Source organism: Cytobacillus solani, assembly GCF_006704205.1.
GTDB lineage: Bacteria > Bacillota > Bacilli > Bacillales > Cytobacillaceae > Cytobacillus > Cytobacillus solani.
The window spans coordinates 4,102,621-4,118,764 of sequence record NZ_CP041305.1 but is presented as its reverse complement, the minus strand read 5'-3'; the positions used below and the strand labels follow the sequence as shown (position 1 = coordinate 4,118,764).

Genomic DNA, 16,144 nt, shown 5'->3' with positions numbered 1-16,144 from the left:
ATTTCATTTGAAAATTTTCTGTGATTTGCATCAAACCACAAAAAAAGTCCTATTCTGCTGAATAGGATTTTTTATGCTGGATAGTAAATAGTCATGCTTAATCTAGTAATTGTTTCACCCGAGTTTTGATAAGTATGTGGCCTATCTGCCTTAAATCGAATGGAATCACCATTTCTAATGGTATAATCCATATTATTTACTTGGATCATTAATTCCCCTTCAAACACAGTAATAAATTCTTCCGTACCTTCCCCGTGAGAATCCGCACTTAGAAATCCTCCTGACTCAATTTCTACTGTGTAAACCTCAAAGCGCCTTTCATCATGAAATGGGAAATAGGGATATACTCGATATTTTCCGTTATCTTCAGTTAAAACTTGTACTTCCTTTTTTGGAATGACTATAGTATCTGGCTGCGATTGATTGATGAGGGAAGTAAATGAAATCTTTAACCCATTCGCGATTTTCCAAATTGTCGTAATCGTTGGGCTTGACTCCCCTCTTTCTATCTGACCAATCATTGTCTTACTTACCCCTGTTAATTCTGAAACCTTTTCTAGACTAAATTTTTTTCTTTCTCTAAAGGCTTTTAAATTTTTGGCAAGGATTAAATGAATCTCTTCCAAATTATATCACCCTTTTCTTCTGTACAATATAACGTCCATTATGTACAATAAAAAGTAAGTCGTTATATTGATTATTTAGAACATTATAACATACAAACAAATGGAGGGTTCCAATATGCCAATATTATCTTTTTTACTTTACGTTTTTATTGCAAGTTTTACTCCGGGTCCGAATAATATCATGGCGATGTTATTTGCTAACAAATATGGATTAAAGAAGACCATTCGTTTTTGTTTAGGCGTAAGTGCAGGGTTCTTTGTTATTATGATCACTTCCAGCTACTTCAATCTTGTTCTTAAAAACATTATTCCTAAAATTGAATTTGTCATGATGATTATTGGGACGATCTATATGCTATATCTAGCTTATAAAATACTCACCAGTAAAGCGAATGAGTCAAGCGATGAAGCAGACAAAAACAACCGTTTCTTAACAGGAATGCTTTTACAATTCATTAATCCAAAAGGAATATTGTATGGTCTGACAGTCGTATCTACCTTTATCCTACCCTATCACACGTCCAATTTGAGTCTGCTCCTTTTCTCATTATTTCTAGCATTTGTAGGATTTCTAAGTACATTTACATGGAGTCTTTTTGGTTCGTTGTTTCAAAGGTTTCTTGTAAAGTATCGACGTCAATTCAATATTGTCATGGCCTTGTTATTAGTGTACTGTGCAATTTCTATACTAGTTGTTTAACATGAAATGGGTCCTGTGACCCTTTCTATTAATTTTTATTTTTCAAGTATTTTGATTTAACATATAGTATGTTACAATCTTTAACAAGCTGTCGTAGTACACAGCTAAAATAATAGAAAAAAATTATAGCAGTATATGCAAACAACTAGATAAGAGAAAGTGGGAATATCTATGCAGGAAGAAAAACTAGCTAGAGGTCTAAAAAACAGGCATGTACAGCTCATTGCAATTGGGGGAGCAATTGGTACTGGATTATTCCTAGGTGCAGGGAAATCAATTCATTTGGCTGGACCATCGATTCTATTTGCCTACATCATTACTGGAATCATCTGCTTTTTAATTATGCGTGCACTAGGCGAACTGCTGTTAAGCAATCTACAATACCATTCCTTTGTTGACTTTGTAAAAGACTATTTAGGAGATATGGCTGCATTTATTACTGGCTGGACATATTGGTTCTGCTGGATATCAATTGCAATGGCAGATTTAACAGCTGTTGGACTTTATACTCAGTTTTGGTTCCCGGAAGTGCCGCAATGGATGCCAGGCTTAATCGCTCTTGTTATCTTACTGTTTATGAATCTAGCAACTGTTAAACTTTTTGGTGAAATGGAATTCTGGTTTGCTCTAATAAAAATTATTGCTATATTAGCTTTAATTGTTATTGGGCTAATCATGATTGTAAAAGGATTTTCGACTGACTCTGGCGTATCTAGCTTTACAAATTTATGGAGCCATGGCGGAATGTTCCCTAATGGGATAAATGGGTTTATCCTCTCCTTCCAAATGGTTGTGTTTGCATTTGTCGGCATTGAGCTTGTGGGATTAACTGCTGGTGAAACAGAAGATCCGGAAAAAGTTATTCCTAAAGCCATTAATAATATCCCTATCCGAATATTAATTTTTTATGTTGGTGCTTTAATTATTATTATGAGTATTTATCCGTGGAATGCGATTAATCCAGCAGAAAGTCCTTTTGTACAAGTATTCCTTGCAATTGGGATTGCTGCGGCTGCAGGTATCGTTAACTTTGTTGTTCTAACGTCTGCTGCATCTGCGTGTAACAGTGCTATTTTTAGTACAAGCCGGATGTTATATTCGCTAGCAAAGGATAAGAATGCACCAATCCCGCTTACAAAGCTTACTTCACGGAAGGTGCCTTCTAATGCGTTATTCTTTTCCACTGTTGTCATTTTGATTGCTGTTATATTAAACTACGTCATGCCTGAAGGCGTTTTTACACTGATTACAAGTATTTCTACTGTATGTTTTCTATTTATCTGGGGTATAACGGTTATCTGTCATTTAAAATATCGCAAAACGAGACCAGACTTAGCACGAACGAGCAAATTCAGATTGCCGCTTTATCCTTTCTCAAATTATTTAATTCTTGCCTTTCTCGCCTTTGTTCTTGTAGTACTTGCTCTTGCCGAAGATACACGGGTTGCTTTATTCGTCACTCCAGTATGGTTCATCCTTCTTATTACTATTTATTTCATACGAAAAACGAGGGCGGAATCAGCAAATATATAAATAATTAAAGAGTTTTTACAGAAAACAAAAGGCAGATGCTTATTGAAGCGATCTGCCTTTTCTATATTCCCATTTTTCCAACTACTAATTCTCCACTATTTGGTTTAAACCTCATTCCAAACCCTATTTATATTTAAGGGAACATATACCCTCTCCCCACTTATCTCCCTATGAATAATTGGATTCCTAAAATAATCTTCTAACGTGCGTTTTTCCCTCTTAGTATGTCTAGCCGTTTTCACAGCACCTAATAATGTATCTAAGCTTTGATTAGAAATTTTCATATCCATTCACCTCATATTTTTAATTAGACCTTATCCATTTAAAACTAATTAAAAGGCTTACTAGGAAACAAAAGGGGGCTTTTAATTTCCTAGCAATTCTTCTTTTATTTCAGCCTATGCAGATCTAGTTGCTAGGACTACCACTTTTCCTTGATCCATTTCTCTTTCATATTGCTCCGCATCTAATGAAGAAACACCAAGTGACTTTAATTTCGACCGAAGCTCATCTCCCCTTGTTCGAAAAACATTTGCGAATGAATCAAAAAAACCTTGTTCTTCTACCCCGATATCCTTTATATTCAAAGCATTTGTAAGATCATTCGAACGGTTGTTATCATGAGCTAATAAATATATGTCTTCCTTCGTAAATCCTTGATCGATGAATTGCTGAATTTGTTCCTTTGCCTCCACGCCATTTTCTACAATGATCACATTTGCCATTTGATTTTCCTCCTTAAGTGTAAAAAATCTTTTGGCTGATTGATATATTCATCAGCATGTGGTTCTACTAGTTGTATATCCAGTTTATGAGATTTCAAAACATTTGTTTAACTTAATCTATTAAATAGATGTAGGATTTTTAGATAAATATATATGTGTGAACATGCATTTCTTTCGAAAATGTTTATTTTTTATAGAGGCGGGTACACATTAGCTATAACTATTTAAAAGGAGTGATGTAACATGGGATTTATTTGGGCATTAATAATCGGAGGAATTATTGGATGGTTAGCAGGGCTCATTCTTGGTCGTGATGTACCAGGTGGAGTGATCGGAAACATCATCGCAGGATTTATCGGAGCTTGGCTAGGATCATTCATCTTAGGGAATTGGGGACCTGTTATTGGTGGTTTTCACTTTATACCAGCACTTATAGGTGCCGTTGCTCTAGTATTCATTGTCAGCATCGTTTTAAGAAGTGTGAGACGCTCCGCTTAAAATTGCTAAAAGGGATGTCTCAGTAACATCCTAACTGGTTCTCTTCTCGAATGAAAAACTTGAATTAATATTAAAATTCAATCTACCAAATCACACAAAAAAGAGCAGGTCATCCTGCTCTTTTAGTTATTCACTAGAGTATCTTTTAATGTTTGGGCATCTTCTTTGTCTAATGTTCCTAGAGCATTCTTTTCTCTGTCCATAATCGTCGCTATTGTGCCGCCTTGATTAAACCATATATAATATTCAATTAATCTTTCTGGCATATTTTTATCATATGTGAAGAATAAAGTTGATTTCACATCTTCTTTTCGAGCCATTTCAGCCTTTACGTTCTCTTCCCATTCAACTTTTGCAAATAATTCTCTTAAAGTTACAATCTTTTCTTCCTCTGAAATTATTGTTTCAGTATCACTTTTTTCACCTGTGAATATTTGAACATCAACTCTAGTTAGCTGGTTCAAATCAAACTCTTTAAGGAAATTATTATTTGAGCATCCAATAAGAGTTATTACGGAGATAGTAAAAATAAATATATTGATAAGAATTCTTTTCATTCAAGCCCCCCTCATTTTTACTCTTTTTAATCTATTCATCATTTATCACTTAAACCCTTTAAACGAAAGCAGAGAATATCATTTATTTTGAATTTCTTATTGGTAAAGTCTAATCTCTAAGCTGTGGTGAATTTTTCTTCCCAGCTGCATCATTTACATCTTCTGAATAAAAGCGACATTATCTGACAGTCAGGATGTTGTAGTGTCTACCACTAATTAACAAATTGAGCCGCCCGGAAAGATTAATACTACCTTTTCGGGCGGCTCAATTTGTGCTATTAATAATAGCTTACAATGTAATTACACGTTATGCTTATCATGAGCTATTGTCCAACTCTATTTTAAGCTCTTTTCGTAATTTTTCAATTGCCTTTTTTTGAAGTCTTGAAACATGCATTTGAGAAATACCCAATTGCTCTCCTGTTTCTTTTTGGCTTTTATTCTCAATAAACGTGCAATGGATGATTTCCTTTTCTCTTTCTGTTAATACATGAAGTGCACTTTCAAGTAATAGTTTCCGATCCACTCTCTCAAAGCCTATATCTGACGATCCTACTACATCCAAGGTAGTTAATATGCTGCCCTCTCTCCCAGTTTCAATCGGCTGATCGACTGAAGCAGCTTGATAGCTTTTGCCCATTTCCATTGCTTCAAGTACTTCCTCTTCTGAAATACCAAGATAATAGGCGATTTCGTTAATCTTTGGTGATCGCTGATTTAGATTAGTGAGTTCGTCCACTATTGAATTTAATTTCGGCCAAATTTCTTTAATACGCCTCGGTACATGGACACTCCATGTCTTATCCCTTAAATATCGCTTAATTTCTCCGATAACGGTAGGAAATAAATAAGATTCAAATGAGCTTCCCTTTTCTACGTCATATCTTCTTATCGCAGATAGTAGCCCCAACATCCCTACCTGTACGATATCTTCATGAAAATTTCTCCCTCTGGAATATTTTCTTGCGAGGCTTGCTACAAGTGCAGTATAATGTTCTACTAATGTCGTTTGGGCTACTGAGTTTCCATTTTGAAACTCTAAAATTAGGCTCTCAATCTCTTCCTTAGACCGTCTTACCGATTGGGTTGATTGTGCCATAATTTTCACGCTCCCCATTTAGATACTTCATCATGTAGACCGTTACCCCTGAATGATTCATTACACGAACTTCATCCATGAGTGTTTCGATTAAATACAACCCTAACCCTCCCACTGCAAGCTGATCCACAGTACTTGATTCGGTATATGGGCCTAGCTCTGCTTTAATCCGGTTAAAATTGAAGCTCCTTCCGCTATCGGCTACCATCATTTCTAGCTTGTCCTTATAAATCCCAAATCCAATAACTACTTCTCCACCCTCATTATTATCATAAGCATGCTGAACACTATTCGTACATGCTTCACTAACAGCAATCTTAAGATCCTCAACATCTTCATATGTAAATCCCATGCTGCTGGCTATTCCTGACAACGTTAGTCTAACGATCCCAATATTATCAGGCTTAGCTGGTAACTTCATTTCAATATAATCCATCACTTCCATCATCGCCCTCCATCTTCAGAATTCACACAAATATCCATTATGTTTATTAAGCCTGTCATTTCGAAGAGTTTATAAAGTCTGTTAGATAACTCAATTAGCTTCAACTCTCCATTATTACTATTTAATCGCTTGAATAATCCGACAAATACACCGAGACCAGTACTATCTAAATAGGTGACTTCCTTTAGATTAATAGTCACGGTTGCGTTTTCCTTTTCAGACAAATGCCACAGTTCCTCTCTAAGCTTTGGAGCTGTAAATGCATCGATTTCTCCTTCTACAAACACCAATACTTCCTTCTCTTTATATTGTTTATTGATGTTCATCTTCATATCATCACACCTTTTAAATATTTGTTTTTTTATACCCTCGCCTATTAAAATTGAAACTCTTTTCTATTAAAAAATTTTAATACTATAAAATATTAGTATGTAGAGCAGACGAGAGATTTCAAGTTAGAAAGACTTGCACGTTTTATTGTGCAAGTCTTTTTATTCTCACATTCATTCAAATGTTCAAATCCTATTTCGGTTGGGACACTTCCTCTTTATTTTCTAACTTTTCTTTTACGTTATCCTCGGAAGTGATATTTCCATATCGGATTCCGCTTTGCTCTTGCATATCTTTATCAGTGACATGTCCATATACTTGGCTGTCCTGTTTAAGATACTCGTCTTCTTGCTTTTTTGTACCACTTTTATTCGTTTTATTTTCTTCTATCAACATATCTACAATATTAAGGTCATTCATATTCATATACTTTTCCTCCCTTTAAGTAATGAATCGTTAACATTTCTAAATCATTTAAGTCTTCTTTTCTAGCAAATACATATTTCTATCACTCTCCATCTCCTAGATTTTGAGTCGGTCAGGTTACCTAATTTATAACCTTGCTAGTGTTTTACCACTAGAAGATACATACAAAACTCTCTACCTGGGAATTTAATCTGTTTGAAATATTTGTAATCTAGTAAAAAGCCTTTGCTACTTAAAAAATGACCCCTTCTTTTTCCCTTTTAGCAGGTCTCCAGTCCATCCTTTTACTTTTAAATAAGCATAAAGAAGGAGAGTAGACGTAATAATTAAGATAATGGACAAAATATAACCGAATTTCCACTCTAGCTCTGGCATATGCTTAAAATTCATTCCCCATAATGCCCCTAATGCCATAATAGGAGTGAAAATCGTCGTTATAACAGTTAGCGTTTTCATAATTTCGTTCCCTCGATGTGAGGAAATAACTTCTTCAAGATTAATAATCGAATCGATTTCCCGTTCGTATCCATCTAATAGTACCATCGCTCGCTCAATCCTCTTACATGTACAGGTTAAGATCTCCCCTTTCTTACTATCTTGAAAGTTCATTTCGTCGATAGCCATTTTCAATTCATTAATTGGAATGAATAAATTCTTCCAAATGAATAGTTCATGTCTGCATTTAAATACTCGTTCAAGAATTCCTGTTCCATTCCTTATTCGTATACTCCAAATAAGTTGTTTTAGCGCTTCTTCAAACTGATCAATCTCCACTAACATTTCATTCATCAGATCACCAAGAAATAGTAAAAACCCATCAACTGCATTCTCTGTCAATTCTATTCTTTTATGAAAAGTTTCGAGATTGAATTGTTTTAGTATGTGGAAATCAAGATTGATCGTGATCAAACGAGCAGACGTCAGATAAAAATGAAAGATTTTAAAGTCTTCCTCTACTTCAAAATTTTGTTTATAAATGAGTGAACCTTTCATCGCTTTTTCCCCATTCTTTAAGTAGTCCACTCGTATGCAATTCTTATTATTTTTGTCAACATCCTTCAGCCATGAGTCTATGGACTCGTCCTCTTCCATTTGTAATTGGGGATTATCTATTTCAGTTTGTTTCACCTGAACCCATTTCCATTGATTTACACCGATATATTCCTGCAAGTAATCCACCCCTTATCGTAACCTTTTATTATTCTTCCCCCTCCCTTCATTAAGCCAAACTTGAACCTGTATGTTTTAGTACAAATAATCATGGGTATTTAAAGGTTTATATTACTGTTGAGGCACGATTATTTGAGAATTCTATGAGGTGACCTATGAATATATTATTTTTATTCATTTATCTAATTATTATCTTGGTTGTAATTGAAATATTTGTCATTTTATTTCGTTTAACTGGGTTAAAAGTAGAAGTTTCTAGGTTTCAGGTTATTTCAATGATGACTGGAACAGGATTTACAACTGATGAATCCGAGCTTATTTTGGGTCATCCCGTTCGCCGTAAATTAGCCACCTTTCTTATATTATTCGGAGCCTTTTCTCTTGCTGTAATCATTTCATCCATAAGTCAATTCCTAGCACAGGATATACGAATGACAGAAATTATAACGATAGCTGGAACAGTCATTTTTATTTTTTGTTTGTTGAAGCTTTCAGCCATTCAAAAGATATTAACTAAGTTTTTAAATAAAGAATTGAAGAAAAAATAAATGTCATATTTCAAACCTGACGGAAGAAATCACTATTTTTCTACAAAGAAAAAAGCCCCATTTTGAGGCTTAACTCTTTTTTACATCCAAAAAGGAGATGTGATAGCCATCTACTTCCTTAATTGTAAATACATATCCCTCTTCTTCCACTACTGCCCCTTCACTTATTTTGGCAGTAGTATTTTGTGTGAGGAACCAGCCGCCAATCGTATCTACTTCTTCATAAGATAAATGAATTTGAAGCAATTGGTTAACTGCACTAATTAAGACCTTACCATCCAAAATATAATGAGAATCTGAAATTTTACGAATATCCGGGACCTCATCTGTATCAAATTCATCCCTTACATCGCCAACAATCTCTTCAATAATATCTTCAACCGTTACTAATCCAGAAGTACCGCCATATTCATCTATCAAAATCGCCATATGGGTTCCTTCCTTTTGCATTTTTATTAGTAAGTCATGAATGGGAATGGATTCAATAACCTGACCGATCGGCTGTATAAAAGTTTTGATATTCCAATCTTGATCAGAACCTTTTTTCAGGAATGTAGCGGTTAAGAGCATTTTAATGTTTATCATACCAATGATATGATCTTTATCTTCTTCAACAACTGGATAACGAGTATAGCTTTCTGTCTTTAATTTCTGAACAATCTCTTGTATTGAATCATGAACCGATATACAGCTCATTTCCGTACGCGGAACCATTATTTCTTTAGCAATACGTTCGTCAAACTCAAAAATATTGTTCACATATGTCCATTCATTGTGATTAATTTCCCCACTTTTATAGCTTTCTGCTAGGAGAATTCTCAGTTCTTCCTCAGAATGCGCTAATTCATGTTCAGAAGCAGGCTTTACTCCGAATAGACCAACAAGTAATCGTGCTGAGCTGTTTAATAGCCATATAAACGGATACATTATCTTATAAAAAATGATGATTGGTTTTGCGAAGAGTAGTGTAATTTCTTCCGCTTTTTGAATGGCAATTGATTTAGGAGCTAACTCTCCTATAACAACATGGATAAATGTGACCAAAACAAATGAGAGAAGGAAGGAAATAAAATGGGTAATCGTTTCGCTCATTTGGAATGCCGCTAATAAAGGATGAAAAAGCTTTTCCACCGTAGGTTCTCCCAACCAGCCTAGTCCTAAGGCTGTCACCGTAATCCCTAGTTGACAAGCGGATAGGTATTCATCTAAGCGGGTAACTACTTTTCTAGCAGAAAAAGCACCCTTTTTCCCTTCAGCCATCAATTGTTCAATTCTTGATCTCCGTACCTTAACAATGGCAAATTCAACTGCTACGAAAAAGGCAGTTAATGCTATTAATAGAATAATCAGCAATACATTAAATAAAAGCAATGTGACTACCCCCTTTAATCCATTTCTATCAAACATTTACAATCCGAAATCGTGAATAGATTTCGGATTGTAAACGTTCAAACTTAAAGTTCCTCTGTTTTCTCTTCTAACTTCTCATCTAATTTCCCTAAATATTTTGCAGCAAACGATTTTCCTCCTAACCCAAACGCTAGGCCAAATGCTAATGCCAAACTGCCAAGAATCAGAATAAAGGCAGCATTTACAATCGAATGAGCAACACCTAGCTGGTCTAATGCCATGAATAGGGTCATCGCAAAGATAGAATACTTTGCAACAGCTGCGAGTGTACGGGAATATTTTAGTTTTAATAGATTTTGTAGGATACGCTCTACTAAATGCCCTACATATAATCCAATTCCTAAGATTAATATGGCAGTGAACAGCATTGGCAAATAGGCAATGATACCTGATGCAATATTGACTAAAAAGTCTAAATGGACAACTTGTAATGCTTCAGCAATAAATAAGAAAACAACTACTATTTTTGCTAGTAATCCTACTAACTGTGACAAGGAATTCTTTGATTGCTGCGGTGTTAGTGCCCCGATCCCTATCTGGTGAAATACTTGATCAAATTTTAAACGCCACAGCATCTGCACGACCATTTTTTCAACCCATTTTCCTAGCCACATACCAATTAATATGAAGATTACAGCTACTAGTAAATTCGGAATCATCGTTAATACATCATGCAGCATCGCAATGGCAGGCTCAGAAATACCTTTTAGTTCTAATTTTTCTAATGCTGTAATGATTGTCGGTATTAAAATGAATATATACGCAATATTCCCAAGAATGCTTGAAAAATTGGTTCCTCCTGCACTTTTGATTATACCCATTCGCTGCCCGATACGATCTGTTCCAATACTGCTTAAAAAGTTCGTTAATAAATCTCGAACAAATTTTGCTACTAGCCAACCGATTAACACAATGATTGTGGCCGCAAATAACTTAGGGAGAAAAGCGAGAATCGTAGACAACATTTTTGAAAATGGTTCAGAAATGCCTTCCATTTGCAAAGCCCCAAGTACCCCAGGTAAAAATAACAAAATGATAAAATAAAAGATTGCCTTTGCCAAACTATTCACTTTGCTCGTAGCATCTTGTTCACTCTTTGCCATTTTCCAATTGACTAGGCGACGATTGATATGACTTAATTTAACACCCTTTTCAATGAATATTCGTACGAGGTATGCGATGATCCAAGCAAATAGCAGAATAAGAGCAGCTTTTAATAGATTGGGAATAGCCGAAGTTAATGTTGAAACCATACTCACGAGTGGTGTTGCGATCAGGCTCAAATTAAGCATATTAAAAAAGATAATCCACACAAAGACGAATAAAATATAGAAAACTATTTTTCCAATAATCACTTCTGATGGGTATTTTCGATTACCTACATTTGAAAATAAACGATTATCTAAACTTGTTTTCTTTAATGACCCTTCCACTGCTTTTCCAATTCCTTTAGACACGAAATAGCCAATTAATAATACGAGAAGTGCTAATAATAGATTCGGAATCAGATCAGTATATCTATACCATCCAGCCGTAATTTCTTCTACTTTCATAAACATCTCTCCCTTTTTCAAATTGAATTGGTAGGTCGGATTATGTAATACCCTGTCCATTTATTTCAAAACATTGGAATTCTCACTCGAAAATACCATGTTTCATCTTGTTTGGTGCTGGGAATACAATCAACAGTTCAATTAATAGAAGGAGGAGTTTAGAAATGAATAGGAAAACATTCTTAACAGGCGGATTAGCTGCACTTCTTATATTAGGAGGGCTAACAGGATGTGGAGATGGTGTTGATCAGGATAATGGCATCAGTGATGGAGAGCAAAAAGATGCAGTAGATAACGATACAGAACAGGATGCAAAGGATGCTATGCAAGAAGCAAAGGAAAATATGGCTGAAGCGAAAAAAAATATTGAAGAAACATTAAAGGAAAAGGGAGTTGGAGATGGCGTGGATCAAGATAATGGCATCGATGATGGAGAAAAGAAAGACGAATTAGATAATAAAGAGGAATAGAATAAAAATTTATGCAACATTATATATACAAAAAGAACGTTCCTATTAACCAACAAAAGGAGCGTTCTTTTTATATGTTTGATAAGTTTATTGAACCTCAGGCTCTGGATAATTATATCCCTTTGTATCCACCTTCACCGTTTTCATCTTTTGTTCCTTTAATGGCAGATCTGCCCCGTTCCTTTCCGCAGAAACAATGGAGTCCACTACCTCCATACCTTCTATCACCTTGCCAAAAGCAGCATATTGCCCATCAAGTTGAGAGGATTCGTTAACCATAATAAAAAATTGGGACCCTGCCGAATTTGGATCATTCGTCCGTGCCATTGATAGGACCCCACGTTCATGCTTTAAATTATTTTCAAACCCATTTGCTGCAAATTCTCCAAAAATTGAATAATCCGGACCGCCTGTCCCATTTCCTGCCGGATCCCCGCCTTGAATCATAAAATCCGGGATGACTCGGTGGAAAATTAATCCATCATAAAAACCTTTGTTAATTAAAGTAACAAAATTCGCTACTGTATTCGGTGCAATGTCCGTATATAATTCAAGCTTAATCTCATCATTATTTTCCATCGTAATCGTAACAACAGGATTTTCAGTTACATCGGACGGATATCCTGATTTTTCTCTTGCTTGGTTTTCTGATTTTCCACCGCTGCTATCTTTTGAAGTTCCATTATCTGCTTTTGTTCCACATCCAGCCAGGCTGAATAGAACCAGCAATGCTGAAAAAATGAAAGCTAAAGATCTATGTCTCAATAACATATTCTACATAATCCTCCTCATGAAATGAATATTCTAGTAAGACGAATGGCACTATTATAGCATTTATGGTTCATTTGGAAAATGCTGATATCTATAAGAAAATTCATTTTCATGAATTAAATTTAAGATTGTAACACTTTTGTGAATTTCTTCCTTCATACACTAGCACCCCCTTTCACCAAAGCCCAAATGTACGCATACCCTACTTTACAATAGTTATCATGTAATTCATCTTGAAGGGAGTGTTACTTGCGTATGGATTTAACAGCCGCTCATTGGATGTATTTGATTGGAACATGTATCATCATTATCACGATGTTATTTAGGCAAAATGTTGTTGTCCCTTCCATTATTGTCACCTTTTTAGTTGGCTGGATTTTTACTGGTTCATTTACAGCTGGGCTGCAAACGATATTTAATGGCAGCTTGGTAGCGGCTGGCGAGTTGTTTAATATTTTCCTCATAATTGCCATTATGACCGCCTTGCTGCATTCTTTGAAATCAATAGGGGCTGATCAGCAAATGATTACACCATTTCAGAAGGTCATGAAAAATGGGCATATTTCATATTGGGTGATTATTTTTGTCACGTATGCCATTTCTCTGTTCTTTTGGCCGACGCCTGCTGTCCCACTTGTCGGAGCTTTGCTTATACCAGTAGCTGTTCGGTCAGGACTGCCGCCAATTGGCGCGGCTATTGCCATTTCACTGGCTGGGCAAGGTATGGCCTTATCGTCAGATTATGTCATTCAAATTGCTCCAACCTTAACAGCCACAGCTGCGGGAATAGATGTTGGCCCAGTAGCTGACCGTGCTTTTGTATTGTCAATCATCACTGGTGCCGCAGCTATTATTATCGCTTACTTCATGCTAAAAAAGGACATTTTAAAGCCTTCTAGCAAACACCTTACTGCTTGGGAAAATAGTGGTCAAATCAATGAAGACCTTCAGGACGAAGCAGGGAATAATCAAGGAAGGAAAAGAAAATACAGTCTCCTCTTCGCTATCCTTGTTCCTGTAACATTTTTAATCATCGTAGTCTATATGGCTCTCGCAAAATTCTCTGATGCAATTCCTGTCATCGAAGGAGGAACAGGGGCCGCTTTAATAGGTGGTGCTTCGGCAATCCTCCTTATTGTGACTTCTACCTTCCGAAGTGTCCGATCTTCACTGAATAATGTTAGCGATCATCTCGTGAAGGGGTTTGTATTTGCCTTTAAAGCAATGGGACCTGTCATCCCTATTGCAGGGTTCTTTTTTATAGGTAGTGGGGACTTATCTGCAAAGATTTTAAACACTGGTACTGAAGAAGCACCATCCTTCTTATTCGACTTAGTCGTGGCTGGTCAGCAATACATTCCAGAAAGCTCCTTTATTGCAGGGTTTGGCATCCTTTTAATTGGTGCCATTACTGGCTTAGATGGTTCAGGTTTTTCCGGCTTGCCATTAGTAGGCTCATTATCAGGGGCATTAGGGGATAGTGTTGGAGTGGATGCTGCTACATTATCAGCTATTGGACAAATGGGCTCCGTATGGGTTGGCGGCGGTACATTAATCGCCTGGTCCTCTCTTGTTGCTGTGGCAGGGTTTGCAAAAGTGCCAGTAATGGAGCTTGTTCGGAAGAGCTTCTTGCCAGTTATTATTGGGTTGATCCTATCCACGTTTGTTGGGTTGATGATATTTTAGCTTGCAATATATTTACGAAGCATAGAATTAGGAGATAGAGGTAGAAAATGCAGATAAATAGATTATTAGTTTTAATATGATTTGAATTAGGACTGCAAAATCTTTGTTCTAAAGATTTTGCAGTCCCTCGCTTATTCATTCTTATTGAACACAACGAGCTTCAACTCAGTCATTTCTTCGATTGCATACTTTATGCCTTCCCTGCCAACACCACTTTCTTTTACCCCTCCATATGGCATATGATCTACACGGAAGGTAGGAATGTCATTAATTAAGACTCCTCCAACATGAAGCTGCTCGGCTGCAGCTAAAGCAGTATGAATATTTTCAGTATATATACCTGCCTGAAGTCCGTAGTTTGAATCATTTACTCGTTCAATAGCCTCTTCAACCGTTTTCACCTTATTAATCAAGACAATTGGTGCAAAAACCTCCTGGCATGAAACCTTCATTGTCGGTTCAGCCTCGACAATCACAGTAGGCAGTAAAACATTTCCTTCAGCTCTACCTCCAATAACGACTTTCGCTCCTTGCGCCCTTGCTTCCTCAATCCATTCAAGGGTTCGGCTTACATCTTTTGGGGTAATTAATGCGGAAACGTCTGTTTTCGCATTAAGCGGATCACCGATTGTGAGCCCCTTCGCTGCAGTTACAAATTTATCCACAAAGTCTTCATATTGTTGTTCATGTACATAGATGCGCTGCAAGGAAATGCATACTTGACCTTGAAAGCCAAATGCCCCCGCTACACAGCGCGAAATGATTTTATCTAAGTTCGTATCTTTATCAACAATAACTGCCGCATTCGAGCCTAGCTCCAAGGTGACACGCTTTAAACCCGCTTTATTCCGGATGCCAATCCCTACCGCTGGACTGCCTGTAAACGAGATCTTTTGGACACGATCATCCTTTACAAGCTTATCTCCAATCTGGGAGCCACTTCCTGTAACGACATTTAAAGCTCCTGCAGGCAGTCCAGCTTCCTGAAATAATTCGGCGATAAATAAAGCCGATAAAGGTGTTTGCCCTGCAGGCTTGAGAATGACAGAATTACCAGAAGCAATTGCAGGACCAACCTTATGAGCAACTAAATTCATTGGGAAATTAAAAGGGGTAATCGCCCCGATCACACCGATCGGCTCTCGTACTGTGTAAGCGATTCTACCTTCTCCGCCTGGTGCTGCATCTAGCGGAATCGTTTCCCCATGAATCCGTTTCGCTTCCTCTGCAGCAAATTTATACGTTTGAATGGTTCGAGCAACCTCCGCACGTGCAGCTGTAATTGGTTTGGCCGCCTCAGTGGCAATTATCTCAGCCGCTTCCTCTGCTTGCTTTTCTAATAGAACGGCTACTTTTTCTAAAATGGATGCACGCTGATGACTCGGCATAACTGCCATCGTTTTTCGCGCATGATAAGCGGCTTGGAGACCCTTCTCTACCTCTTCCATCGTCGCTGTCGGAATCTCTGCTACTACCTCTTCACTATATGGAGATCGAAGAGTGGCATATTGGCTCCCTTCCACCCACTCTCCATTAATGAATAACTTCTTTTTCATTCGTGAACCTCTCCTTTATAAAAACTTTTACATTGGCAAAT

The 16,144-nt window shown here is 36.8% G+C and carries 19 protein-coding genes; 6 read left to right on the top strand and 13 right to left on the bottom strand.

All coding sequences use genetic code 11. The features are described from left to right. Nucleotides 1–71: 71 nt before the first annotated feature. Entirely contained in the window at nt 72–626 is a 555-nt protein-coding gene (locus FI644_RS20685; RefSeq protein WP_142108792.1) for a helix-turn-helix domain-containing protein, read from the bottom strand. A gap of 115 nt (nt 627–741) precedes the next feature. Between FI644_RS20685 and FI644_RS20680 the strand changes: the two genes are divergently transcribed. Together FI644_RS20680 and FI644_RS20675 are read left to right on the top strand one after the other, a co-directional pair. Continuing rightward, entirely contained in the window at nt 742–1,326 is a 585-nt protein-coding gene (locus FI644_RS20680) for a LysE family transporter (protein WP_053476356.1), read from the top strand. Between the two features lie 171 nt (nt 1,327–1,497). After that, nucleotides 1,498–2,859, top strand: coding sequence for an amino acid permease (locus FI644_RS20675; protein ID WP_053476357.1), 1,362 nt, complete (start codon nt 1,498–1,500; stop codon nt 2,857–2,859). A 104-nt stretch (nt 2,860–2,963) separates the two neighbouring features. Here the strand turns inward: FI644_RS20675 and FI644_RS20670 are convergent, their stop codons facing one another. Together FI644_RS20670 and FI644_RS20665 are read right to left on the bottom strand one after the other, a co-directional pair. After that, nucleotides 2,964–3,143, bottom strand: a complete 180-nt coding sequence (locus tag FI644_RS20670; protein WP_053476358.1) for a hypothetical protein — start codon at nt 3,141–3,143, stop codon at nt 2,964–2,966. A 114-nt stretch (nt 3,144–3,257) separates the two neighbouring features. Continuing rightward, complete coding sequence (locus FI644_RS20665) at nt 3,258–3,584, bottom strand: YflT domain-containing protein (protein ID WP_142108791.1); 327 nt, start codon at nt 3,582–3,584, stop codon at nt 3,258–3,260. Between the two features lie 243 nt (nt 3,585–3,827). Here FI644_RS20665 and FI644_RS20660 point away from each other — a divergent pair, with 243 nt between their 5' ends. Beyond that, nucleotides 3,828–4,082, top strand: a complete 255-nt coding sequence (locus tag FI644_RS20660) for a GlsB/YeaQ/YmgE family stress response membrane protein (RefSeq protein WP_053476360.1) — start codon at nt 3,828–3,830, stop codon at nt 4,080–4,082. Between the two features lie 122 nt (nt 4,083–4,204). Here FI644_RS20660 and FI644_RS20655 read toward each other — a convergent pair whose 3' ends face one another. The 6 genes from FI644_RS20655 to FI644_RS20630 form a co-directional block, all read right to left on the bottom strand. After that, a complete protein-coding gene (locus FI644_RS20655; protein WP_053476361.1) occupies nt 4,205–4,639 on the bottom strand; it encodes a hypothetical protein in 435 nt (144 codons plus the stop codon). 316 nt (nt 4,640–4,955) lie between these two features. Then, nucleotides 4,956–5,738 carry an RNA polymerase sigma factor SigB gene (sigB, locus tag FI644_RS20650; RefSeq protein ID WP_053476362.1) on the bottom strand — a complete coding sequence of 261 codons (783 nt, stop codon included), beginning with the start codon at nt 5,736–5,738 and terminating at the stop codon, nt 4,956–4,958. Continuing rightward, the gene (gene rsbW, locus FI644_RS20645) at nt 5,704–6,186 is read right to left on the bottom strand and encodes an anti-sigma B factor RsbW (protein WP_053476363.1); all 483 of its coding nucleotides are present in this window, start codon (nt 6,184–6,186) and stop codon (nt 5,704–5,706) included. The genes sigB and rsbW overlap by 35 nt, the downstream gene beginning before the upstream one ends. Next, entirely contained in the window at nt 6,183–6,509 is a 327-nt protein-coding gene (locus FI644_RS20640) for an STAS domain-containing protein (RefSeq protein ID WP_053477550.1), read from the bottom strand. Before FI644_RS20640 ends, rsbW begins: the two co-directional genes overlap by 4 nt. Before the next feature lie 196 nt (nt 6,510–6,705). Further along, nucleotides 6,706–6,939, bottom strand: a complete 234-nt coding sequence (locus FI644_RS20635) for a hypothetical protein (protein WP_142108790.1) — start codon at nt 6,937–6,939, stop codon at nt 6,706–6,708. A 228-nt stretch (nt 6,940–7,167) separates the two neighbouring features. Continuing rightward, nucleotides 7,168–8,109 carry a magnesium transporter CorA family protein gene (locus FI644_RS20630; RefSeq protein ID WP_053476365.1) on the bottom strand — a complete coding sequence of 314 codons (942 nt, stop codon included), beginning with the start codon at nt 8,107–8,109 and terminating at the stop codon, nt 7,168–7,170. A gap of 155 nt (nt 8,110–8,264) precedes the next feature. On the opposite strand from FI644_RS20630, the gene FI644_RS20625 reads away from it, so the two are divergent. Continuing rightward, a complete protein-coding gene (locus FI644_RS20625; RefSeq protein WP_053476366.1) occupies nt 8,265–8,657 on the top strand; it encodes a hypothetical protein in 393 nt (130 codons plus the stop codon). A 69-nt stretch (nt 8,658–8,726) separates the two neighbouring features. Here the strand turns inward: FI644_RS20625 and FI644_RS20620 are convergent, their stop codons facing one another. Further along, on the bottom strand, nt 8,727–10,028 hold the full coding sequence (locus FI644_RS20620; RefSeq protein ID WP_142108789.1) for a hemolysin family protein: 1,302 nt from the start codon (nt 10,026–10,028) through the stop codon (nt 8,727–8,729). Nucleotides 10,029–10,111: 83 nt separating this feature from the next. Then, nucleotides 10,112–11,620: a mechanosensitive ion channel gene (locus FI644_RS20615; protein ID WP_142108788.1), complete on the bottom strand. Its 1,509-nt coding sequence runs from the start codon at nt 11,618–11,620 to the stop codon at nt 10,112–10,114. Nucleotides 11,621–11,784: 164 nt separating this feature from the next. Between FI644_RS20615 and FI644_RS20610 the strand changes: the two genes are divergently transcribed. Continuing rightward, complete coding sequence (locus FI644_RS20610; RefSeq protein ID WP_053476369.1) at nt 11,785–12,090, top strand: hypothetical protein; 306 nt, start codon at nt 11,785–11,787, stop codon at nt 12,088–12,090. An 87-nt stretch (nt 12,091–12,177) separates the two neighbouring features. On the opposite strand, the gene FI644_RS20605 is transcribed toward FI644_RS20610, so the two are convergent. Further along, nucleotides 12,178–12,861, bottom strand: coding sequence for a peptidylprolyl isomerase (locus FI644_RS20605; RefSeq protein ID WP_142108787.1), 684 nt, complete (start codon nt 12,859–12,861; stop codon nt 12,178–12,180). A 255-nt stretch (nt 12,862–13,116) separates the two neighbouring features. On the opposite strand from FI644_RS20605, the gene FI644_RS20600 reads away from it, so the two are divergent. After that, a complete protein-coding gene (locus FI644_RS20600; RefSeq protein ID WP_053476371.1) occupies nt 13,117–14,547 on the top strand; it encodes a hypothetical protein in 1,431 nt (476 codons plus the stop codon). Nucleotides 14,548–14,678: 131 nt separating this feature from the next. Here the strand turns inward: FI644_RS20600 and FI644_RS20595 are convergent, their stop codons facing one another. Then, complete coding sequence (locus FI644_RS20595; RefSeq protein ID WP_142108786.1) at nt 14,679–16,103, bottom strand: aldehyde dehydrogenase family protein; 1,425 nt, start codon at nt 16,101–16,103, stop codon at nt 14,679–14,681. Nucleotides 16,104–16,144: the final 41 nt, after the last annotated feature.